The organism is Corynebacterium sp. MSK073 (assembly GCF_030232085.1).
Lineage (GTDB): Bacteria > Actinomycetota > Actinomycetes > Mycobacteriales > Mycobacteriaceae > Corynebacterium.
The window spans coordinates 1-21,601 of sequence record NZ_JASPIY010000001.1 but is presented as its reverse complement, the minus strand read 5'-3'; the positions used below and the strand labels follow the sequence as shown (position 1 = coordinate 21,601).

The following is a 21,601-nucleotide window of genomic DNA, read 5'->3' as shown; positions in this document are numbered from 1 at the left end:
GCTTCACCCCCGCGGCGGATTTCTGCTAAGCACAAGCGAGTACGATCTCTGTGCAGCACCTCCCCCTTAGATTCTCACCTCAGAAGAAAGGCCATTTTCGTGTCGTATCCCGCGCATGGCGTATCCATCGATGTCACTGCGGAAAAAGTCGTGCTTCACCGCAGCCTGCTCTCCCGCAGCTTAGGCGCTCCTGCCACCGCAGAAATCGCGCTCGATACCATCGATGACCTGCGCGTCCACGGACCCACCGCCACCGGTTTTGGTTCCTTGTCCTTAGGCAGCGCCGGCAGCATTGCCTTCGCGCCGCACCAAGATCCCCACAGCGTGGCGCGCGCCATTAAGGCGGCGCAACAGGGCGACACACCCGCGGAAGCCCCAACCCCATCCACTAACGAGGAAACCCCAGGGCTTGATTTCGTCGCGGTTGATGTAGAAACCGCCAATGATAATTGGGGTTCCATCTGCCAGATCGGTGCCGTGCGTTACCGCGATGGCGAGGAAACCGCGTCCCAGTCGTGGCTGTGCACCCCTCCCCCAGGCTTGGAGCACTTTGCAGAAATCAATATCTCCATCCATGGGATTACCGCCGCCGATGTCGAGGGGGCCACGCCCTTTGCCACAGCGGCCGCAGAGCTCTTTGATTTCATCGGCAGCGATGTCATCGTCGCGCACAATGTCCAGTTCGACTCTTCCGCGCTGCGCTCCGGATTGCTGGCCGCCGGCGCCGATGTCCCCACCGTCCCGTTGGCCTGCTCGCTCGCTTTGTCCCGCGATGCGTCCAAGCAAGGTATTATCTCGGTAGCCAACCACAAGCTTCCCACCGTGGTGAAACACCTCGGCGGCGACTCTTTTACCCACCACGATGCCACAGAGGACGCCCGTGCCGCCGGCACCATCATCACCGGGTTGGCCCAGCGCTTCGTGCATACCGGAAGCATCACCGATCTCTTCACCAGCCGCGAGTTTAGCCTCGGCCGGCTCGAGTCCGCGGCCATCCTGCCGGTCCTGCGCGCGCATACCGCGCCCACCTCCGGCGACGATCTGGGCGCCGGTACCGATTTCCGCGATTCCACTCGCTCCGCCGGAACCAACAAGAAGCCCTCGTCTTCTGGCCGGGCGCCGTGGCAGGCCGTGGCCACCCCGGATACCATCCCAGATCCCAATCCCGATGCCGATCCAAAGGGCGCGCTCTACGGCCAGCACGTCACCCTGACCGGCGATTTCGAGCCGTACGATAAGGGGCTGCTGTGGCAGGGCATCGCCAAGCGCGGCGGGCAAGTGGGCAAAAACGTCACCAAGAAGACCACGCTGCTTGTCGTCGGCGAATGGGCGAAGAAGACCTCCAAGGAAAAGCGCGCCGAAGAGCTGCAGAAAAAGGGTCAGGACATCACCATGTGGTCCGGTGCCCAGCTCTTTTCTGAACTCGAGCTCGACGCCGAGCCGCCTTTTTAAGCCCGCAGGGAACCACCCGGCCATTTCTCCAGTCCAATAGGGGCGGATACTCACGACCCTGGAGAAATCACCATGACCCTTACGCTCGACGCTCCCCGCCCCACCACCGCTAATTTGCTGCCGGCGCTCTTCGCTCGGTCGTGGATTAAGCACCAGCGGCTTTCCGATGACGGCTTTTGCGACTCCCTTGCCACCATCCAGCTTTCGCCCAACTTGTCGATGGCGCTGGTCTTTCCCGGGCAGCGCACTTTTCGCAGGCTTAGCCACCGCGGCCTCGCGGACCTCGATGTTTCGGCCCGACAGGCGTGGAATTGCGCCTCGCATAACCTGCAGCGCGCCGCGCTCGACTCGCAGGGCCTGCGCTTTTGGACGCGCCCGGCCCACTGCGCCCTGCCGGCCGCAGCGCCCTATGGCGGCCTGCAAGTTCGCTCCCACGGCGCCCCGGTTTCCTCGTGGTTGGCCCACCCAGAAACCTTCACCGTGCTGGATAAGCACATGCGCCGCCTCATGCGCTCGCATTCTTTAACCTACCTGGTGCCTGATTCCGCGACGGTTTTTGTCTTCGCCCACTTACCCGATGAGTATGCCCGCGACCTCGCCCGCGCCGCCGCCGAACAACTTCCCCGCCATCGCACCGTTTTACATTCGCGCCCGCTAGTATGGTCTAACGGATTTCCCCGCGAATTATGAGAGGAGCACCATGGCGGAAAGCAGGATGTCGAGGCTGAGCAATCAGTACCACGCCTGGACCCGCAGCCACCCCACGGCGGCGGAGGATTTTCGCACCGCCATCGAGGATCTACTCAATGACGCCGGCATCATCTTTGACCGGGTATCCACGCGCGTCAAGGCGTGGTCTTCGCTCAAACGCAAGGCCAAGAAGCGGGGCGAGGGCGGCGATTTCATCTACCCCACCCCGTGGGACGATATCCACGATGTCATGGGCGTGCGCGTTACGCTGTACCACTCCACCACCATTCCCAATGCGCTAGACGTGCTGGGCGAGTCCTTCAAGGTCGTGCGCTCTGTAGATAAGGCGGCCGAGACCCGCATTTCCGGCGGTTTTGGCTACGGTTCCCACCACCTGGTGCTCACCGTGACGGACGATAGCGCGGCGGCCATGGAAGAGCTCGCCGATTTCGTGGGTTGGACCTTTGAGGTGCAAATCCGCACCGTGCTGCAGCACGCGTGGGCGGAATTCGAGCACGATATCCGCTATAAGCAGGGCCCTACCCCGCCCTCGCCCGAGGTCGACCGCCTTTTTACGCTGGCCGCCGGCCTCATCGAACTAGCCGATCAGCAATTCGATGAAATCGCCGCGCTCAAGGCCCCGCGCACGGAGACGGACACGGACGTGGAGCTTACTCCGGAAACCCTGCCTGGCGTCCTAGCCATCATTTTGGGCAACCGCTTCCCACTTTCGCGCTCGGAGCACTACCGCTTCCTCGCGGAAATCTTGGAGGAAAACGATATCCGGTCCTTGGACCAGCTCGAGCAGCTGCTTGACGATGACGCCATTGCCCACGTCCACGACACCATGCACTATCGCTTTCGGCCCGGCCAAGTGCGCCTTATCGATGACCTCTTGCTCAATAAATTTGGCAAACAGCATATCGAGGCCACCGCTGAATCCGGCGACCGCGCCGGCCGCCGGCGCCGCCTGAACGCGCGCCTTAAGGCGCTGCGCGCTAATTCCTAGCGGAACCCGCCGCGGAATTTTTCCATATCGCGGCGTTCCTTCTTCGTCGGCCGGCCCGCACCGCGGGGGCGCACCGGCACGGACGGCATGAACTCCTTGGGCGGTGGCGGAGGCGCGTGATCGGTATAGCAGGTGCGCGCCACCGGCGCGCCCACGCGCTTGGCGACGGTAGCCAGCACCTCCAAATCGTGCTCGTGGTGGTTGCGCCACACGCGCACCCTATCGCCTGGCACGACTTGTTGCGCGGGTTTGACCGCTTCACCGTTGATTTTCACGTGCCCGGCGCGCACCGCGGTGGCCGCGGCGGATCGGGTTTTGAACATGCGCACCGCCCATACCCAAGCATCAATGCGGACGGGGCGGCCGCTTGGCTGCGGGGTAGGCATTAATAATTATTGTGGTTCTCGTTGACGATTCTGCGGATCTTCAACCAGTTATACCCGCCGCCCACCACGGCGATGATAAGGCCCAAAACCATCCAAGCGGCCAAATTAGCAGATAGCACACCTAAAACAACTCCTGCGCCGAGGCCACCGGCAACGGAAATAACGGCGTTGCGGGAGTGCTTGCGCACCTGCTGCTTGCGCTGCGCAATGGGGTTATTCGGTCGCTGCTGCATAGTCATGACCCAGATCCTACCTCAACCCAAGCAGAACCTGCTTCGCGCGCGCTGATTTCACCTTGGGAAAGCGCGGCGAGCATCGCCTGGAGCGCATCGAGCCCACCCGGGCGCACGGCGACGGTAAAGGTTACGGCTGCACCGTACTCGGTATCGGTGATATCGATGCCGCGCCCGCGCAAATCCGCTTCGAGGCGCCCGGCCGTGGCGTGCGGGCATTCCACCGTATAAAGCTCCCGGCGCGCCCGAGTGACCGCCTCGACCTTCTCCATGGCCTCGCTGACCGCCCCGCCATAGGCATGCACGAGGCCGCCCGCGCCCAGCTTGATGCCGCCGAAGTAGCGCACGACCACCGCGCAAATATCAAGCATTCCAGAGCCTTTCACCACATCCAACATGGGTTTTCCGGCCGTCCCGGAAGGCTCGCCATCATCGGAGGAACGTTCCACTGGGTTCGCGTCGTCGACGTGGTAGACATAGGCGGAGCAATGGTGGCGGGCATCGGGAAAGCGCTGGCGGGCGGCATCGATAAACGCCCGCGCTTCTTCCTCGTTTGTGACCCGGCCGATCAGGGCAATAAACCGCGAGCGTTTGATCTCATTTTCGTGTTCCACCTGGCCGGTGGGGCGCCGATACGTATCGCGCATTAGGCCACCAGGAAATCGTACTCGGGGGTATTCGGCTGCAGGTGCTGCACCGAGATCTTGGACTCGGCCATCCGCTCCTTCAGCCCCGCCAGGTCCTCGGCGCGGCTTAGCTGTATGCCCACCAGCGCGGCACCGGTCTCGCGGTTATTGCGCTTGAGGTACTCAAAAAGAGTGATGTCATCGCTGGGGCCCAGGATTTCAGATAGGAAGTGGCGCAGCTGGCCCGGTTCCTGCGGGAAATTGACCAAGAAGTAGTGCTTCAGGCCGCGGTGCACCAGGGAGCGCTCCATGATTTCGGCGTAGCGCAGCACGTCATTATTTCCCCCAGAAATCACGCAGACCACCGTCGAACCCGGTTCTAGCGGCACCCGCTGCAGCCCGGCCACGGACAGCGCACCGGCGGGCTCGGCGATAATACCCTCATTTTGATACAGGTTGAGCAGGTCCGTGCACACCGCCCCCTCAGAGACCGTGTCCCAGTGCAGGCGCGATTGGTTGGCCTCCAAAATCTCATACGGCAGCGAGCCCAGGCGCTTGACCGCCGCGCCGTCGACAAACGGATCCACGCTCTCTAGCGCCACCGGCCCGCCATTGCGGAAGGCTGCTCTTAGCGATGCCGCCCCTTCCGGCTCCACACCCACCACCTTCGCGTGCGGTGCCATATCCGCCATATAGGAGGTGATGCCAGAAATCAGCCCACCGCCGCCGACGGGCACGACGATGGTATCGACCGAGGCGCCCTTGGCCGAAAGCTGCGCCAAGACCTCCGCGGCCACGGTGCCCTGGCCGATGATCGTATCGCGGGCATCGAAGGGCTCGATGAAGTTGGCGTGGCGCTCGGCGGCATCGGCATGCGCGGCGGCCGCGGCCTCGTCAAAGTTGGCACCCACTACTACGAGTTCCACTTGGTCTCCGCCGTGCACGTGGATGCGGTCGCGCTTTTGCATGGGCGTGGGCTCCGGGACGAAAATCTTGCCCGGAATCCCCATGGTGCGGCACGCATAGGCCACGCCTTGTGCATGGTTGCCTGCCGATGCCGTCACGATGCCCCGCTCCCGCTCCTCCTGCGACAAGCTGGAGATGCTATTGAGCGCGCCGCGTATCTTATACGAGCGCACGTCCTGGAGATCCTCGCGCTTTAAATAGACCTCACAGCCCGTTTCCGCAGAAAGCCGGGGGCAATACTGCAGCGGCGTCGGCGCGATTTCGGAACTGATACGTGCCTGTGCCTGCTGGATATCGGATGCGTGGATGGTCGATTCAGTCATGATTGCAGAGTCTACTCGTCCTACCTAGTGCTCGACCGATTCACCTAGATTTCATTCCGGTTTAGCGTGACTGTTACGTGGTTTGGAGACAATGGAGTGCTCCACACGAAAGGACTCTCTCTATGTTTAAGCGCACCTCTATCGGCGTGGCTGCCTGCCTTGCGCTCAGCTGCGCCCCGGCCGCCAACGCGCATATCGTCGATAATGTTTTAGAACGCTCCGCCGACGATGCTGCGGTAAAACTAAGCCCCATCGGCTCGTATGAAGCCGGGGTCATGGGCAAATCAGCAGCGGAAATCGTGGCCTACCACGCCGCCTCCCAGCGCATTCTCACGGTGAACGCGCAATCGGGCAAGGTGGATATCCTGGATGCTTCCGATCCCGCCAACCCCACCAAGGCGGCCGAGGTTTCCGCCGGCGGCGATAAGGAAATCAACTCCGTGGCCGTGCGCCCCGATGGCCTCGCCATCGCCGCCGTGCAGCAGGGAGACAAAACCGAAAACGGCGAGGCCCTGATTTTCGATGCCGCCTCCGGCGACGAGCTCGGTCGCGTGCCGCTCGGCGCGCTGCCGGATAACGTGCACATCACTAATGACGGCGCCTATGCCTTGACCGCGAATGAGGGCGAGCCCTCCGATGAGCTCACCGCCGACGGCACCGAATACGCAAAAGATCCAGAAGGTACTGTATCGGTCATCTCCCTGCCAGACGGCGTCCAGGCCCCCTCCGCTGCGGATGTCCGCACCGCTGATTTCCGCGCCTTCGACGGCTCAGATGCAGAACTCGACCCGTCCATTCGCGTCTTCGGCCCAGAAAACCACCACAATAAGCCTTCGCTCGACTTCGAGCCGGAGTATATTTCCTCCGCCGATGGCAAGGCCTATGTCACCTTGCAAGAAAACAACGCCATCGGCGTGGTCGATATCGCCTCCGCCACCGTAGAAAAGGTGCTGCCCGCCCACATCGCGGACCACTCCGTTGTCCCCATCGATCCCTCCAATAAGGACGGCGCGGCAAAGCTGCGCACGATCCCTGTGCAAGGGCTATCCATGCCGGATTCGATTGGTGCCTTTCAAACCAACGGCCAGACCTACTTCGCCACCGCCAATGAGGGCGATGCCCGCGATTGGGGCGGCTACACCGATGAGGTCAAGCTAAAAGATCTTGTTGAAGAGGGCCAGGTCTGTGATTCCGTCGACCTGCCAGAAGGCATCGAGGACAAGAAATACGCCGGCAACCTCAAGTTGAGCAATGCCTCTGGGTGGAATGAGGAACAGGGCTGCTTCGATGGCCTGTATTCCTTCGGGTCCCGCTCCTTTAGCATTTACGATGCCGAGGGCAACGTCGTCTTCGATTCCGGTTCCGACTTCGAGGAAATCACCAAGGACATCGAGGGACTTAACTTCAATGCCGATAACGAAGACCCCGACTTTGACGATCGCTCCAATAATAAAGGCCCCGAACCGGAAGCCCTGACGATTGGAACAGTTGGCGATCGCACCTATGCCTTCATCGGCATGGAGCGCGTGGGCGGCATTTTCGTCTACGACGTCACCGACCCCGCTCATGCCGAGTTCGTCACCTATACCAACAATCGCGATTTCGCCGTGGACTATGACGAGGACAATGTTGCCGTCACCAGCTTGGCCGGCGACTTGGGCCCAGAGGGGTTGGCGTTCGTTAGCAAGGAAGACTCGCCTACTGACGATGCCCTCCTTATCGCCGGCAACGAGGTGTCCGGGACCACTACTATCTTTTCTGTCGCCGATCTCGTCGGTGGCTCCCAAGATGAAGACGGCGACGCTCCTGACGATGCCCCCGGGGCATGGCTGCCTGGTGACGGCTCCAGCAGCATCGCGAAGGGCGTTGGAATCATCGCTGGCGTCATTGCCCTCGGCGCCATGTTGAGTGGTGTTCTACACTTCATGCCGCAGGTAGCCGATCAGTTCTATAAGATGCTTCCAGAACCGGTCCGCCAGCTACTTCCGTAGATTTCGGTATTAAAGCGGTGGCGGTTGGGGCGCGCGATCAGCTCTTCAGCCACCGCCTACTTGCTCCGCTTGTACTGCATTGCCAGCGGTAATCGCGCGGGAGCTTGTGCGATTTCACAAATCCGAGTCGTGGACGGCACGCCAACTTCTGAGACAAACGCAATTATTCCTCTGCACGCGAGCGGTCTTCACAATTGGCCCACCGTTACCGCAGGTGCAGCGAAATTGCTTTCTCTGAGCGGCGGTAACAGTGTCCATAGAAGGTGCAGGAGAGTTTCTATCCCAAAATACCTGCACCCATCGTGGCCTTCAGGTCTCCCATGAGGTTGCCCGATCGTTCCACGCGGAGGTGCTCACCGAGGACCATGGTGGTGGATTGGTCGCCCTCGACAAGCTCAAGATAGACATCGGACTCACCGTGGTTTTTAACCAAGACCTGCTTGAGTCGGGCGATATTTTCCATCGTGCACTGGTCCGTGCGCATGGTCAGGCGCAGCGGCAGGCTCGCGCCACCGCCTGGACCCAGCTCGGGAACGCGAATATCGGAACAAAACAGCGACCGGCGCTCATCGCGCACCTTCACGTTGACGCGCGCCAAGATAATGTTGTCTTCCACAATATGCGGCGCCGCCAGCGAATAGACCTTATTGAACACCAAGATCTCTACCTGCGCGCCGTTGTGGTCTTCTACCGTGACAATCGCCCACGGGGAACCATCGCGCTTAGAAAAGCGGCGGTCCACACCGGAGATGATGCCGCCGATGATGAGTTCTTGGCCATTGTGTACCTCGTCGTTGAGGATCTTGGTCAGCGGAGTATTGGTCTGCGCAGCTAGGGCCTCTTCGAAACCATCAAGTGGGTGGCCAGAAACGTAGAGACCCAGCATCTCTCGCTCGAGTGCCAACTCGTGCTTGCGATCCCACGAGTCGTCCGGAACATCAATGGCAAAGGCGCCTTCAGAGGAGGCATCGTCGCCACCGCCGAATCCGGCAAAGAGGTCGAATTGCCCCTTATCCGCCGCCTTCTTGGTGGTCTGCACGGCATCAACGGCGTCCTCGTGAATAAGCATCAGCCCCTTGCGCGGCTGCTGGAAATCATCAAAGGCACCGGCCTTGATCAGCGCCTCGGTCACGCGCTTGGAACACGCTGCCAAATCGATCTTGTCGAGGTAATCGCTAAAGGACGTAAACGCCCCCTTTGCCTTGCGCGAGGCAATGATGGATTCGACCACTTCAGAGCCCACGTTGCGGATAGCGCCCATGCCGAAGCGAATATCCTCGCCCACAGCTTGGAAGTCCTCCTCGGACTCATTGACCGAGGGCGGCAAAACGTTAATGCCCAAGTGGCGGCAGTCCGACAAGTAGATGGCGGACTTATCCTTCTTATCGCCCACAGAGGTCAACAGCGCAGCCATATATTCCGGCGCGTAGTAGGCCTTGAGGTAGGCCGTCCAGAACGAGACCAACCCGTAGCCTGCGGCGTGGGACTTGTTAAACGCGTACGACGCGAAGGGCTCGATGGTCCCCCACAGCGCATCCATGGCGGATTTAGAGTAGCCATTTTCTTGCATGCCGCCCCAGAATTTATCGTATTGCTGGGCCAGGACCTCGGGCTTTTTCTTACCCATCGCCTTACGGAAGCCATCTGCCTCGCCGGCGGTGTAGTTCGCCACCTTCTGCGAGATACGCATGATCTGCTCCTGGTAGACGATGAGACCATACGTCTCATCCAGGATTTCCTTCAGCGGTTCCTCGAGTTCAGGGTGGATCGGGGTGATTTCCTTACGCCCGTTCTTGCGGTCGGCATAATCCCAGTGGGCGTTGACGCCCATCGGGCCAGGACGGTACAGGGCCAAGGAGGCCACGATGTCTTTGAAGCCGGTAGGCTTCATGCGCTTGAGCAACTCCTGCATACCGCCGGAGTCCAGCTGGAACACGCCCAAGGTATCCCCGCGCGAGAGCAGGTCATAGACCTTGGAGACCTTGGGGTCATCGGCATGCAGCTGCTCGAGCTGCACTTCTTCGCCACGGTTGCGCTTGATGTTTTCGATGGCATCGCCGATAACGGTGAGGTTGCGCAGGCCCAGAAAGTCCATCTTCAGCAGGCCAATGGCCTCGCAGGCGGGGTAATCCCAGCCGGTGATATAGGCGCCATCGGCAGGCCGCTTCCACATCGGGATGTGGTCCATCAACCGCACCGAGGCCATAATCACAGCACAGGCGTGCACACCAGCCTGGCGAACAACGCCCTCCAAGCCGCGCGCGGTGTCATAAATCTTTTTCACATCCGGGTCGGATTCCACCATCTGGCGGACCTCGGCGGCCTCGGAATAGCGCTCGTGGTCGGGGTCAGTAATGCCCCGCAACGGAATATCCTTCGCCATAATCGCCGGCGGCAGTGCGCCGTTGATGCGGTCAGCCATCTGGAAGCCGGGCTGGCCAAAGTGCACCTTGGCGGAGTCCTTGATGGCCTGCTTGGTTTTCACCGTGCCGAAGGTAATGACCTGGGCAACCTTGTCCTCGCCCCAGCGCTCGGCGGCATAGGTAATCATCTCGCCGCGGCGGCGATCGTCGAAGTCGATATCGATATCGGGCGCGGACGGGCGCTCGGGGTTCAAAAAGCGCTCGAAGAGCAGGTCATGTTCCAGCGGATCGATATTGGTAATGGTCAGTGCATAAGCCACGAGCGCACCCGCCGCAGAACCACGGCCGGGCCCAACACGAATGCCCACCGAACGCGCATACTTAATAAGCTCCGCCACGATGAGGAAGTAGGACGGGTAGCCCTTCATCTCAATCACGGAAATCTCGTACTTGGCGCGCTCGATATACTCCTCCGGCACATCGCGCCCGGGGAACCGCCGCTGCAGCCCCTCCATCACCTCGTGGGTCAGCCAGGAGGTGGGGGTGTGGCCCTCGGGGACATCGGCAATGGGCATGCGGTCGTGGGTGTGTTCCTCCCACACCTCGCTGTAGTCTTGCACGCGCTCGGCAATCCACAGGGTGTTATCGCAGCCATCGGGAATCAGGTCATCCCAGGTATCGCGCATCTGCGCGGCGGACTTGATGTAGTAGCCGGTACCGCCGAACTTGAAGCGGTCCGGGTCCATGAACGTCTTACCGGTCTGCACGCACAGCATGGCCTCGTGCGCCGGCGCCTGGGACTCCAACACGTAGTGGCAGTCATTGGTCACCAGCGGCGGCAGGTCCAGCTTGCGGCCGATTTCGAGCAGCCCATCGCGCGTGCGCTTTTCGATGTCCAGCCCATGGTCCATCAACTCCAAGAAGAAGTTGTCCTTGCCATAGATGTCTTGCCACATCGCCGCGGCCTCGAGGGCCTCGTTGAATTGACCGAGGCGCAGGCGGGTCTGCACATCGCCGGATGGGCAGCCGGTGGTGGCGATGATGCCATCGGCATGCTCGGCGATGAGCTCTGCATCCATGCGCGGCCACTTTCCCAGCTGGCCTTCGTAGGAGGCGAGCGAGGACAAGGTGAACAGGTTGCGCAGCCCGGTGGCGTTTTCCGCGATCATCGTCTGGTGCAAGTACGCGCCCGAGGCGGAGACATCGTCGCGCTTTTGGTCGGGGGTGCCCCACAGCACGCGCTTTTTATTAAAGCGCGATTCCGGGGCCATGTAGGCCTCGATGCCGATGATGGGTTTAACCCCGGCGCTGGTCATGCGCTTATAAAAGGCATCGGATCCATACATATTGCCGTGGTCTGTCATGCCCACGGCGGGCATGTTTTGCTTGACCACCTCATCAGCCAACATATCGACCTTGGCCATGCCGTCCAGCATGGAGAACTCGGTATGGTTATGCAGGTGGACGAAGGAGGAGTTTTTGGCCATGCGGTCATCTTAGCGGGGCGGTCAAGATGACGATATTATGCGGTGATGATCTACACGCTTGCCGCATACATCATGTGGGGGTTCTTCCCCGCGTTCTTCCCGCTCCTGCTGCCGGCCACGCCGCTAAAAATCCTCGCCCACCGCGTGTTGTGGACCGCGGTTATCGTCACGGCATTTTTAGTATTCAGCGGTGGCTGGCGCGAATTGGTCCGCATGGACAAGCGCACGTGGGGCTGGCTTGCCGCCGGGGGCGTATTTATCACGGTCAACTGGGGCACCTATGTGCTGGCGATTAATACCGATCACGTGGCCGATGCCGCTTTAGGCTATTTCATCAATCCCCTGGTATCGGTGGCGCTCGGCATGATCTTCTTAAAGGAGCAGCTGCGCCCATGGCAGGCGACCACCGTCGCCGTGGCGGCAATCCCGGTGCTGTATCTGACCTTCTTTACCGGCCAGGCGCCGTATATCTCGCTGCTGTTGGCGGCATCGTTTGGCATCTACGGGCTTATCAAGAAGCAGGTGCGGGTATCGGCAGCGGTCTCGGTCGCGGCGGAGGCTTTGGTGGTCTCCCCGTTGCCATCGCCTATATCGTGTGGATCGAGCAGGCGGGCCACGGCACGTTCACTTCGGAAGGCACGCCACACATGCTGCTCTTAATCAGCGCCGGCCTGATCACCGCGCTGCCACTATTGTGCTTTGCCCAAGGCGCGCGGACGCTGCGCTTGTCGACGATCGGCATGCTCCAATACCTCACCCCCATCATGCAGATGCTGTGGGCGCTCTTTGTCACCCAAGAGCACTTCTCCACGCACCGGTGGATTGGTTTCGGCATCATCGGCGTAGCGGTCAGCATCTACATTGCGGATCTCATTCGCGTTCGCCAAAGCGCGCCGCGCAAGAGTGCGCGGCGCGGGAGAATGCGAAATGGTTGCGCGCGCAGGAAAACGGCGCGTAATGGTCGCCGCCGAGGGGCGGGCCTTGGGCCCAAAGCCGTGGGTTAACTGGGGCCAGTATCAACAAGGTCCGGCGGTGGCGGCTGCCAGGGTTTAATCCACCGCACGCCGCCGTGCACGCGCTCGAACCGGCCATTGCGGGGGCGGGCCGCGCGGTCGTCGTCATTGCGGCCGTTGTGGTGCGGGCACGCTACGGTGAGGTTCTTGGCATTGGTCCAGCCGCCGCCGGCCCAGCTATAGATGTGGTGAACCTGGCATTCATCGGCTGGGCGGTGGCACCCGCGCACCGGGCAGACGGGGTTTTCAGCGGCAGCCATCATAAATTGCTTCCACGTTGCCCCGCGCCGCATGCGGTACAGGTTCACCGGCCCCTCCACGGGGTGGATTAGGGTGATAAAGCCTTCCTCCGCCATCGCGCGCTGGGCCAGCTCGGCGCCGCTTATCTGCGCGCCGTTGGTCATGGTGACCGTCACGTCTTTATCGCCCTGCACAACGGCGCTCAGCTTATCCAGCGGGATTACCACGTTGGTGCGCACGGTGGAGGTGGAGGCGCCGGAGTGGAAGAGGGCGGCGACATCGGCAAGCGTGCCTGCTTGGTTATGCAGCTCCGCGACGAGGTTGGAACTGCCCGTAATCGTCAGCGTCCATGGTTTGCCGGCGGCGCGGCGGCGCAGCCTAACGCCTGGTTTGGGTTCGCGCGGCGGGCGCAGCGCGCGCACCTTCTTGCGGGCGAGCTTGTCCATCGCCTGAGTATCGGCCGATACCTGGGCAAGCTCCGCGCGCAGGGCCCAGGCCCGGGCTTGGGTGGGCGCGCGACGGGCGTATTTTTCGATGACCTCCAACGTCGGCAGCGAATGCCCATTGCGGCGCGCCCCCTCGACCGCTCGGCGCTGGCGGCGCGTAAAGCTGGTCGGCCCGAAATAGATCTGGGAAAGGTGGGCTATCGACGCGGCGGCGGCATCCGGCATGCCGGCGGCCGTCAGCTCGGAGGCGGGCATATCGGCGGCCTCGGCGAGGATATCCATCGCCGAGTTTAAAGCCGCAATATATGCCCGAATGTGTTCCATGCCCCCGATGCTAAGCCGCCACCCCTGCATCCCGCGCGGCGAAGCGTTCAGGATGGCAAATTTAGCTGGGTGGGCGCACGGCGAAGCTGCCCCAGGCGGCATCGGCAGGCGCGGGCTCGACAGCGGCGACGGCGGGGAGGGAGGCGACATCGGCAAGCTGAGTGCCCGTGCCCCACACCACGGCGGCGCTCACCGCGCTGGGGCGCTGGCCGTAGGAGGCGCCGATGCGATCGAAGGTGCGGTTAATCACCGCGGCGCGATCCTCGCCGGCAACGGGCTCCGGCACCGCGATGGGCGCGGTCGAGCCCATGAGGATGGCGTCCATGCGCGGAATATCAGTCAAGGCGGCGGCCACGGCGACGGGGGGCAACTCGGTATCGAAGGTGACCAGCGCATACGTGGTGGCATCCGGATCGATGTCCATGGAATTGACGCGCTCAATATACTCCGCGCGGGACTCCCCATCCGGGCCTAGCTGATCGCCTTGCACCCGCGTGGATGCCTGCGTGCCCAGCGTGCCAAAAAGCACCAGGGCCACCACGATCGCCACCAGCACCAGCGCCAAGGCCGCTAGGCGGCGCCGCCGATAAAACTTCCTCATCCCTGCAGGCGCTCCAGGGCCTGTTGCAGGTCATCGGGGTACGGCGCGCGGGCTTCGAACCACTTTCCGGTGCCGGGGTGGGTAAAGCCCAGCTGCACCGCATGCAGCCACTGGCGCTCGAGTCCTAGGCGGGCAGAAAGTTGCGGGTTCGAGCCGTACATGGGATCGCCAACGCAGGGATGCCCGGTGGCGGACATGTGGACGCGGATTTGGTGGGTGCGGCCGGTTTCCAGGTGCACCTCGATGAGGCTGGCCTCGCGAAAGGCCTCGATGAGGCGGTAATGGGTGACCGCGGCCTTGCCATCGTCAAGCACGGCGAATTTCCAGCCCGACTTCGGGTGCCTGCCGATGGGCGCATCGATGGTGCCTTCAATCGGATCGGGCAGGCCCTGGACCACCGCGTGATAGGTCTTTTTCACGGTCCGGTGCTTAAACGCATGCTTGAGTGCCGAATAGGCGCGCCCGGAGGAAGCCACGACCATGACCCCGGAGGTGCCCACATCCAGGCGGTGGACTATGCCCTGGCGCTCGGTAGGGCCAAGCGAGGCCACGTTATACCCTGCCGCACGCAGCCCACCGATGACCGTCGGACCATCCCAGCCCACGCTCGGGTGCGCGGCGACGCCCACTGGTTTGTGCACGCAGATGATATCGGCGTCGCTATATAAAACGTCCATGCCCTCTACCAACTCCTCGCGCGGCAGCAGGGGTTTTTCCGGCTCCGGGAGCAGCACCGAAACCACCTGGCCGGAAGCTAGGCGCTCGGATTTACCCAGCTCCTGCGAATCTACGGTGACCCCGCCTTCGGCGCAGAGCTGGGCAGTGGCCGAGCGCGAGAGGCCAAGGAGCTTGGCCAGCGCGGCATCGGCACGCATGCCCTCCAACCCCTCTGGAATGGGAAAACTGCGCAATTGCCTATTCATTTTCCGCCCTCCGTTCCGCGAGCAGCATGGCGCCGATGAAGATGACGACGCCGCAGGTAATGGCCGCATCTGCGATATTAAAGACCGCGAACGAGCCGACCGAGATATAGTCCACGACGTGCCCGAACCAGAAGCCCGGGTCGCGGAAGATGCGGTCCGCAAAATTGCCCAATGCCCCGCCAGCAATGAGCGCCAGCCCCAGCGCCTGGCCCGTATTGTGGATGCGCGGGGCGGCGATGGCCACACCTAGGACGAACGCCAATTGAATGGTGGTAAACAGCCAGGTCGATCCCTCGCCGCCGATGGAAAACGCCGCGCCCGGGTTAAAGAGCAGGGTAAACCTGAACCAGTCCCCGATGACATAGTGCGGCACACCCTCCGTCAGGACGGTCAGCATAAGTTGTTTTACGGCTTGATCCACAACCGCCACGGCGATGACCACCGCGGCGATAAGACCTGTCTGACTCCTTCGTTTTTGGCTCACCCACATCATTCTAATCAGGAGCGTCCGGTATTTTGGTAAGCGTGTTTCGAGTCAAAGTTTTTACAGCCCTTTCCGCCGTCGCCGTAGCGCTAAGCGCCTGTTCTTATGAGACCCCCGGCCCCGCCGTGGAACAGCCCGTCGGCCTGACTATCGATGCCCCGCGCCTGACCGTCGAAGAGGCCGGAACCGGTGAGAAGAAATTGCTGGAATATCACGACATCGATTCCTCGCAGGAGGTAACCTACCGCGCCACGGAGGGATTTTCGCAGGATTTGCTGAATAAATCCGCCGCGGCCGATTTCCAGGCCGCCGACGTGGATAAGGAGACCACTACCCTGCCGCTTTCAGCTTCCGTGGATAAAGCCACCGAGGACGTCGAGGACCAATTGCCGGCCTCGCGCAACGCGTTTGTCACCGCAGGGGATCCGGAATACTCCGGCGATACCGATGTCTCTTCCGCTGACGGGTTCCAATTTGGCTGGCGCGGCCAAGACAACGGCCAGATGAATTCCCTGCGCTTGGCCGCCCCGCAGGAGGCGAGCGATGAGGCGCGCGGCACCGTCGAACAGGCGATCATGAAGCTGACCGCGCTGCCCATCGTCTTTCCGGAAGAAGAGGTGGGCACCGGCGCGACGTGGACGGTAGATTCGCGCGTGACAGGGGAATCCACGCTCTTGCAGACGACCCGCTATACGGTCAAGTCCATCGATGGTGACCGCGTCACGCTATCCGTCGAGGTGGAACAACGCCCCACCCTGGGCGCATTATCCTTCGAAGGTCAGGCCGAGGGCACGGAGTTAGAAGATAAGGAACTCGACGTGCTGGATTCTTCCACCAACTCCTCGGGCAGCATCACGGTAGATCTAACGAAACCGCTCCCCGTGGGCGGTGACGTCTCCTTCGATACGAAGGTAACCTACGGCACCGCCGATTCAGACCTGCGCGTCGTGCAATCAAGCCTGACGGAGCTGGCGTTTTCCGAGTAACAGGACTTACTCGGCGGGGGCCTCTACGGGAGCTTCGGCAGGCGCCTGTTCTGCGCCGGCCGCGGGGGCATCGCCCTGGGCTGGTGCGCCGTCGCCCTCATCGGCAGGCAGCGCGCCCGCACCGGTATCGGCGCACATCTCCGGCACCTGCTCAGGCGGCACCGTGTTTTGGATCAGCGTGCAGGCCCAGGTCTTCGATAGCTTCCAGGTGCCGTCCTGATAAATGAACTCCACCTGGTCCGCGGTCTGCTCCTGGCCATCGGCCGTGGAGAAATTCACCGTGGTCAGCACGGACTGCGGGTCATAGCCGGGCAAAACCGGATCCACGACCGCGAACTCCGCGCCGGATTCCTCCTTAGAGCGCGCCATGGTGTCAAAGATCTCCGGGGCGGATTCGCCGCCTTCCACGGTGGCGGTCTTTTCTTCCTGCGATGCCTCCGGATCCGTGGCCTTTGCCAGGATGGCGTTCAAATCGGCGGCGGTTGGCCGTGCGGGGGCCGCGGAGTCGCCGTCAGCGGACGCGGATTCGCTGGATTCACTGTTCTTGGTGGTGTCTTCTTGCTCGTCATCAGAAGAGCAGGCGGACAGGGCGGCCGCCGCGCTCAATGCGAGGCACGCGGCACCAAATTTGCGGAATTTCACTTCTCACTCCTCACGTCTGGGGTATAAACTCCCATCAGTTTACATTTGCACCAGCTTTTCTGGTCCGCGCCTGCCGCCTCGGCGCGTCTTCTTTTATTCTGGGAAGCATGACTAACCTCGCCCTCATCGCCACCGGCGGCACGATTGCCTGCACCACTGTGTGGGATGGTTCCCTCGTCCCCACCGTCACCGGCGCGCAGCTCGCGGCCGATATCGACGCCGAAGTGGTGGAATTTCGCCAGCTCGATTCCTCTTCTATTACGCTCGCGGACCTCGACGAGCTCATCGCGGTAGTCAACGAGCAGACCGCCCGCGCGGACATCGACGGCGTCATCATCACCCACGGCACCGATTCCATGGAGGAGACGGCGATGGCGCTGGAAATTTTTTGCGCCGACGATACGCCCATCGTGCTCACCGGCGCGCAGCGCTCCTACGATCACCCGCACCCGGATGGCCCGCGCAATCTCCACGATGCGCGCGAGCTCGCCCGCAGCGGGCAGCCCGGCGTCTTCATCCGCTTTGGCGGCATGACCATCCCGGCGCGCGGGGCCCGCAAGCAGCACACCTTCGACCTGCGCGCTTTTGAGTCCCTGCGGGTCCCGGATGCCACCCCGCGGCTGCAGCCGCAGCCCTTGGCGCCGCACCCGGTAGAAATCATCCCTGCCTACCCCGGCGCGGGGCGCGTGCTTGTCGATGCCGCCCGCACTTCCGCCGCCGGCCTCGTCATCGAGGCCATGGGCGCGGGCAATATGAGTGGGGATATGGGCCGCGCGCTTGCCGATGCCCTCAGCGACGACCTCCCCGTCGTCATTTCCACCCGCACCCCGTACGGCGCGACCGCGATGTCCTATGGCGGCGATGGCGGCGGGGCGAGCCTGCGCAGCCTGGGCGCGATCAACGCGGGGGCCTTCAGGCCCAGCCAGGCGCGTATTCTTTTGGCCGCAGCGCTGGCCACAGGCACGAATCCTGCCGAGGTATTCCGGCAAAACCCTGATCCCAAGCGCTATGTTGCTATCTAGTCTTGGGTTTCCAGCCAGTCCTGCCAGTCTAAGGAATCGAGCGGGTCGGCCGGCACCAACTCTGGGTCGCTAGCGGCGAAGGATTTAGTGCGGCCAGGCCCGGTCGAACGGGTTTCAAAACGCACGCTGACCACCCCGTGCCCGGTGCCCTGGATCCACCCGTGGCCAAAATCCGGGTGGTAGACGTCTTGGGTGGCGCGCCACTGATCCTCCACATCGTCTTCGACCACGACGGTGGTCGGCGCCGGTGGCGGGGAGTCATCGCTCACGCCCGTTTCATAGTCGCTATCCGGCAGCACGGGCCGCACGATTTCGCGGTCGAGCTCCGGAAACAGTACGTCTTGGCGCGCGGCTTCCAGCCCGGAATAGCTCACCCCCACCAGGCGGATGGGGCCCAGCTCATCCGGGTAGCGGGCCAGCTTGAAGGCGGCGGCAGTCAATACCTCTAGGTCATCGGTGGCATAGGCCAGGGTGGTCGAGCGCGATTCGATGTGGAAATCTGCCATTCGCAGCTTGACCGTCACGGTTCGCGCGCCGCGGCCATCTTTAAGCAGGCGGCGATGCGCGCCCTCGGCCGCGCGGGTAATCGCCGCATCCACATCCGGTACCGTCAGCAGGTCCTTGGAATAGGTATGCTCCGTGGAGATCTGCTTGGAAATCGCGCGCGGTGCCACTTCCCTATCGTCGATGCCTTGCGCCAGCTGCCACAGCTGCAATCCGACGACGCTGCCGATGGAGATTTCCACCTCCTTTTGGGTCATGGCGGCCAGCGCGCCGATGGTCTCCACCCCGATGCCCTTGAGCTTGGCCTCCGTAACCGGCCCGACGCCCCACAGCTTCCCCACCGCGAGCGGATGGAGCATCTCCAGCTGCTTTTCCGCTGGGATGACATAGGTGCCATCGGGTTTGGCTTCACCGGAGCCGATCTTGGCAAATTGCTTGCCGGAGCCCGCACCGATGGAACACGGCAGGCCCGTTTCCTCGCGGATGAGCGCGCGCAGGCCGTCCGCCCACTGTTGTACCTCGTCCGCCGTCGCACCCACCAGCGCCTCTGGCTCCATAAAGGCCTCATCGATGGATAGCTGCTCGATGACCTCGACGTGCTGAGAAATGATCTCAAATACCCGGCGCGAGGCCGCCGAATACACCGCCCGGCGCGGGCTGACCACCACCGCGCGCAGGCCCACCAATTGCTGGGCGCGATACATCGGCATCGCCGAGTGCGCGCCGTACTCGCGCGCCTCATAGGACGCGCCGGCGACGACCCCGCGGCCGCCAACCCCACCGACGAGCACCGGCCGGCCCTGCAAAGTCGGTCGGGTCAGTTGCTCGACGGAGGCGAAAAACGCATCCATATCGATGTGTAAGACCCAACGTTGCATGCCCTCCAGTCTAAGCCACGCCAACCCCGGAATTGGGAATAGGTTGACGCTTAAACTAACTTGTATGCACGATGTATGCATGAGCGATACAAGCATGCAGCCTGCCGCGGAGCGGGTTTATGAATTGGTTAAAGAAAGGATCATCGACGGCACCATCGATTCCACGCAAATGCTGTCAGAAGCCGCGCTCGCGGCCGAGGTAGGAGTCAGCCGGACCCCGGCTCACGAGGCTTTCCTGCGCCTGGAGCTCGAGGGCTTTTTGCAGCTTTATCCCAAGCGCGGCGCGCTGGTTGTGCCAATTAGCCCCCAAGAAATCCGGGAGGTCTACGAGGCTCGCCTGCTTGTCGATGCCCACAGTGCCGAAAAGATCTGCGAGCTAGGCGAGGCAGAACGTGGGGGCATCGCCAAGCGCCTGCAAGAAAACATTGCGGCCCAAGACGCCGCTTTGGATGCCGAGGATCTCCGCGAATACACGCGCCTGGATGCCCAATTCCACCAAATCATCATGGATAGCGCCGGCAATAGCCTGCTGGCCAATGTTGGCTACCAGCTGCGCGAGCGCCAGCAGCGCTTTACCGCCACCGCCATCGGGCGCAATGTGGCGCGGGCCCGCGCGTTCGTCGATCAGCACCGCGTGCTTGCCGATGCCCTCCGCACCGCCAACCTGCCCGCCTACCTTTCTGCACTCCGCTCGCACCTGAAAAATTCGAAGGATCAACTATGAGTCAAGACCCCGCCAATCGCGACTGGTTACCCGTTGCAGGCAGCATGGTGGCCGTTGCCTGGGGTGGCAATGAATTTACTCCCCTGCTCGTGATGTACCGCGAGCAATCCCACTTCTCGCAGGTCACCGTCAACGGCCTCCTGGCGGCCTACGTCATCGGCATCGTGCCCGCACTGCTTATCTCCGGGCCACTGTCGGACTATATCGGCCGCCGCCCCACGATGCTGCCCGCCGCACCGCTCTCCCTGGCCGGGTCGTTCCTGCTGTCCATCGCGCCCGAAGAACCCCTCATCATCGCCGCCGGCCGCGTGCTGTGTGGCCTGGCGCTGGGCATCGTCATGGCGGTCGGCTCCACCTGGATTTCCGAGCTCATCACCCGCTCCGGCGGTGACCCCGCCGCAGGTCCCCGAAAGGCATCGATGTGCCTTACCGTGGGCTTCCTTATCGGCGCCGCCCTGGCCTCGGTGTTGGCGCAATGGGGCCCGTGGCCCACCCACTTGGCCTATGTCTTGCACATCCTGCTCACCGTTATTACCGCGGTGTGGCTGTTGAAGACCCCTGAGACCCGCCCGCCCCGCGGCGCAACCGTCAAGGACACGTTCCTGGATTTAAGCATCCGCGATATGTTGCACATGCTGCACATTCCTTCTGCCGCGCACCGCCGTTTTTCCCGCATCGTCCTTCCCGTAGCCCCCTGGGTATTCGGCTGCGCGGGTGCTGCCTATGCCCTCTTGCCCCAGCTGCTTTCCGATTCCGCCGGCGATGCCCCCATCGCCTTTTCCGGCCTCATGACCGTCATTACGCTGGGCTGCGGCGTCGGCATCCAAATGTTTGGCAAGGTCATCGATACCCACCGCTCCGCCCGGGCCTCCGCCGTTGCCATGGCCGTCATTACCGCCGGCACCATCTTCGGCGCCATCGCCGCGCGCACGCTTTCCCTCCCGCTCGGTATCACCAGCGCCGCCGTCATGGGCGCCGGCTACGGCCTAGCACTTGTCGCCGGCCTTTCCGAGGTCCAGCGCATCGCCGGAAAAGATGACCTCGCCGGCCTTACCGCCGTGTTCTATTCCGTGTCCTATACCGGCTTCTTTATTCCCATGGCCTTCAGCGCCCTAGCCCCCTACATTGGCTTCACGGCGCTATTCCTCATCGGCTCCCTTCTCGCCGCATGCTGCCTCATCAACGTGATTCACGGCTGGCGCGCCCACCTGTGACGCGCGACGCTATTTAGTACCGGTAGGGCGGTATCGAGTACCGACCGGTGCGGATATCGGGTACCGGGGGTAGT

General features: G+C 62.5%; 19 protein-coding genes and 1 pseudogene. 9 read left to right on the top strand and 11 right to left on the bottom strand.

What is annotated here, in order from left to right; genetic code table 11:
* Positions 1-99: 99 nt before the first annotated feature.
* The 3 genes from QP970_RS00100 (at position 100) to QP970_RS00090 (ending at position 3,151) form a co-directional block, all read left to right on the top strand.
* Positions 100-1,452 (top strand): 3'-5' exonuclease, encoded by a 1,353-nt coding sequence (locus QP970_RS00100; protein WP_239269970.1) that lies wholly within the window; start codon positions 100-102, stop codon positions 1,450-1,452.
* A gap of 72 nt (positions 1,453-1,524) precedes the next feature.
* The gene (locus QP970_RS00095; protein ID WP_239269969.1) at positions 1,525-2,142 is read left to right on the top strand and encodes a hypothetical protein; all 618 of its coding nucleotides are present in this window, start codon (positions 1,525-1,527) and stop codon (positions 2,140-2,142) included.
* A gap of 10 nt (positions 2,143-2,152) precedes the next feature.
* Positions 2,153-3,151 (top strand): GTP pyrophosphokinase, encoded by a 999-nt coding sequence (locus QP970_RS00090; protein ID WP_239269968.1) that lies wholly within the window; start codon positions 2,153-2,155, stop codon positions 3,149-3,151.
* Here the strand turns inward: QP970_RS00090 and QP970_RS00085 are convergent.
* From QP970_RS00085 to ilvA, 4 genes are read right to left on the bottom strand one after another with little or no spacing between them, the layout of a single operon-like run.
* Positions 3,148-3,537, bottom strand: coding sequence for an RNA-binding S4 domain-containing protein (locus QP970_RS00085; protein WP_005283779.1), 390 nt, complete (start codon positions 3,535-3,537; stop codon positions 3,148-3,150). The genes QP970_RS00090 and QP970_RS00085 overlap by 4 nt on opposite strands.
* A complete protein-coding gene (locus tag QP970_RS00080; protein WP_284869371.1) occupies positions 3,537-3,776 on the bottom strand; it encodes a hypothetical protein in 240 nt (79 codons plus the stop codon). Before QP970_RS00080 ends, QP970_RS00085 begins: the two co-directional genes overlap by 1 nt.
* The gene (locus QP970_RS00075) at positions 3,773-4,417 is read right to left on the bottom strand and encodes a YigZ family protein (RefSeq protein WP_239269967.1); all 645 of its coding nucleotides are present in this window, start codon (positions 4,415-4,417) and stop codon (positions 3,773-3,775) included. The genes QP970_RS00080 and QP970_RS00075 overlap by 4 nt, the downstream gene beginning before the upstream one ends.
* Entirely contained in the window at positions 4,417-5,685 is a 1,269-nt protein-coding gene (gene ilvA, locus QP970_RS00070; protein WP_284869370.1) for a threonine ammonia-lyase IlvA, read from the bottom strand. The genes QP970_RS00075 and ilvA overlap by 1 nt, the downstream gene beginning before the upstream one ends.
* A 122-nt stretch (positions 5,686-5,807) precedes the next feature.
* Here ilvA and QP970_RS00065 point away from each other — a divergent pair, with 122 nt between their 5' ends.
* Entirely contained in the window at positions 5,808-7,676 is a 1,869-nt protein-coding gene (locus QP970_RS00065) for a choice-of-anchor I family protein (RefSeq protein WP_239269965.1), read from the top strand.
* 277 nt (positions 7,677-7,953) lie between these two features.
* Here QP970_RS00065 and dnaE read toward each other — a convergent pair whose 3' ends face one another.
* Positions 7,954-11,526, bottom strand: a complete 3,573-nt coding sequence (gene dnaE, locus QP970_RS00060) for a DNA polymerase III subunit alpha (RefSeq protein ID WP_239269964.1) — start codon at positions 11,524-11,526, stop codon at positions 7,954-7,956.
* A 45-nt stretch (positions 11,527-11,571) separates the two neighbouring features.
* Here dnaE and rarD point away from each other — a divergent pair.
* Positions 11,572-12,530, top strand: a pseudogene (gene rarD, locus QP970_RS00055) (EamA family transporter RarD).
* Here the strand turns inward: rarD and QP970_RS00050 are convergent.
* The 4 genes from QP970_RS00050 to lspA form a co-directional block, all read right to left on the bottom strand.
* On the bottom strand, positions 12,527-13,549 hold the full coding sequence (locus QP970_RS00050) for an HNH endonuclease signature motif containing protein (RefSeq protein ID WP_239269963.1): 1,023 nt from the start codon (positions 13,547-13,549) through the stop codon (positions 12,527-12,529). The pseudogene rarD and the gene QP970_RS00050 overlap by 4 nt on opposite strands.
* Before the next feature lie 61 nt (positions 13,550-13,610).
* A complete protein-coding gene (locus QP970_RS00045; protein WP_239269962.1) occupies positions 13,611-14,150 on the bottom strand; it encodes a hypothetical protein in 540 nt (179 codons plus the stop codon).
* Positions 14,147-15,073, bottom strand: coding sequence for an RluA family pseudouridine synthase (locus QP970_RS00040; protein WP_005278479.1), 927 nt, complete (start codon positions 15,071-15,073; stop codon positions 14,147-14,149). The genes QP970_RS00045 and QP970_RS00040 overlap by 4 nt, the downstream gene beginning before the upstream one ends.
* On the bottom strand, positions 15,066-15,566 hold the full coding sequence (gene lspA / locus QP970_RS00035; protein WP_023023023.1) for a signal peptidase II: 501 nt from the start codon (positions 15,564-15,566) through the stop codon (positions 15,066-15,068). Before lspA ends, QP970_RS00040 begins: the two co-directional genes overlap by 8 nt.
* A gap of 32 nt (positions 15,567-15,598) precedes the next feature.
* Here lspA and QP970_RS00030 point away from each other — a divergent pair, with 32 nt between their 5' ends.
* Positions 15,599-16,543, top strand: a complete 945-nt coding sequence (locus tag QP970_RS00030; RefSeq protein ID WP_239269961.1) for a hypothetical protein — start codon at positions 15,599-15,601, stop codon at positions 16,541-16,543.
* Positions 16,544-16,549: 6 nt separating this feature from the next.
* On the opposite strand, the gene QP970_RS00025 is transcribed toward QP970_RS00030, so the two are convergent.
* On the bottom strand, positions 16,550-17,185 hold the full coding sequence (locus QP970_RS00025) for a WKL family lipoprotein (protein WP_239269960.1): 636 nt from the start codon (positions 17,183-17,185) through the stop codon (positions 16,550-16,552).
* 107 nt (positions 17,186-17,292) lie between these two features.
* Here QP970_RS00025 and QP970_RS00020 point away from each other — a divergent pair, with 107 nt between their 5' ends.
* Positions 17,293-18,207 (top strand): asparaginase, encoded by a 915-nt coding sequence (locus QP970_RS00020; protein WP_239269959.1) that lies wholly within the window; start codon positions 17,293-17,295, stop codon positions 18,205-18,207.
* Here QP970_RS00020 and QP970_RS00015 read toward each other — a convergent pair.
* Positions 18,204-19,589 (bottom strand): DNA polymerase IV, encoded by a 1,386-nt coding sequence (locus tag QP970_RS00015; RefSeq protein ID WP_239269958.1) that lies wholly within the window; start codon positions 19,587-19,589, stop codon positions 18,204-18,206. The genes QP970_RS00020 and QP970_RS00015 overlap by 4 nt on opposite strands.
* 79 nt (positions 19,590-19,668) lie before the next feature.
* On the opposite strand from QP970_RS00015, the gene QP970_RS00010 reads away from it, so the two are divergent.
* Together QP970_RS00010 and QP970_RS00005 are read left to right on the top strand one after the other, a co-directional pair.
* Complete coding sequence (locus tag QP970_RS00010; RefSeq protein WP_239269957.1) at positions 19,669-20,313, top strand: GntR family transcriptional regulator; 645 nt, start codon at positions 19,669-19,671, stop codon at positions 20,311-20,313.
* Positions 20,310-21,527, top strand: a complete 1,218-nt coding sequence (locus QP970_RS00005) for an MFS transporter (protein WP_239269956.1) — start codon at positions 20,310-20,312, stop codon at positions 21,525-21,527. Before QP970_RS00010 ends, QP970_RS00005 begins: the two co-directional genes overlap by 4 nt.
* Positions 21,528-21,601 lie beyond the last annotated feature (74 nt).